The sequence below is a fragment of the Virgibacillus sp. MSJ-26 genome, from assembly GCF_018918075.1.
Taxonomy (GTDB): domain Bacteria; phylum Bacillota; class Bacilli; order Bacillales; family Amphibacillaceae; genus MSJ-26.
On sequence record NZ_JAHLPW010000047.1, the window covers coordinates 1 to 860 of the forward strand.

At 36.2% G+C, this 860-nt stretch carries 2 protein-coding genes; one reads left to right on the forward strand and one right to left on the reverse strand.

All coding sequences use genetic code 11. From position 1 onward, the window contains the following. On the forward strand, window positions 1-257 hold a 257-nt coding region (gene miaE / locus KQI49_RS18390), incomplete at its 5' end, for a tRNA isopentenyl-2-thiomethyl-A-37 hydroxylase MiaE (protein WP_305852341.1). Between the two features lie 411 nt (window positions 258-668). Here the strand turns inward: miaE and KQI49_RS18395 are convergent. Beyond that, entirely contained in the window at window positions 669-830 is a 162-nt protein-coding gene (locus tag KQI49_RS18395; RefSeq protein WP_216491007.1) for a hypothetical protein, read from the reverse strand. Window positions 831-860: the final 30 nt, after the last annotated feature.

Genomic DNA, 860 nt, shown 5'->3' on the forward strand with positions numbered 1-860 from the left:
AGCGCTTTTACGCGTTAGCACCCTTGGTTGATGATGAATTAGGTCGTTACTATCGTTACTTGCTGAAGTCTGAATCACGTCATTTTGAAGATTATTTGGCTTTGGCTTTAGAGGTTGCGCAAACGGGGAAATTGAAAAATCCGAAAGAAGATATTCAAGCCCGTATTGAACATATCCGTAACGTCGAAAAAGAGCTAATTAGTACACCTGATGATGTGTTTCGTTTCCATAGTGGTGTGCCTGCGGAAGCGGCTTAGGAATATACAGGTGAATGCTATAGTTTGTAGACTGTTCGAAGTTGTAGATCCTCAGTGTAGATAACCCTGACTCATTAAAAGCCCAATCTTTATCGATTGGGCTTTTTAATTAGAGATGGGTAGATATGATGTATTGAGAGCTGTAATTCCTTTCCACAAAATCGCGAAATATGAGTCAGTGGAATGAGTTATTTGAGTAGGTGTGCTTAGAATTTTGACGATGATTTCTTGTACTTTTTTATATCTTCCACGTTCCACCATTGCACATCATGAAAAATGGTTACATCAGAAAGAGTATTTTGCAAAGTCTCAGAGACATGACTTAATTGGGTGGAAAAATCTATTTTCTTAAAAAATATTTTTAATGATTGGCTGTGGTGGGTGAATAAAAATTAAAAATAAGCTGTCATTTTACTCATAATGATTACATCCAGTAGAAATATCTTTATAAGCAGGATCACTAAAACTAAGCTGGTATTCCCAATCTTTTTGCCCTTTCCATTTTTTCATTTCAGTTGTTGTGATCGGGAAGTGATCTGGACGAACATCCACATGTGTTTTAAATGTGCTCATGATTTTTCTTGTGAATCATTTTTTAGTGTT

Coding starts and splice junctions, on each gene's coding strand:
- KQI49_RS18395 (WP_216491007.1), bottom strand. CDS start 830: ATGAGCACATTTAAAACACATGTGGATGTTCGTCCAGATCACTTCCCG.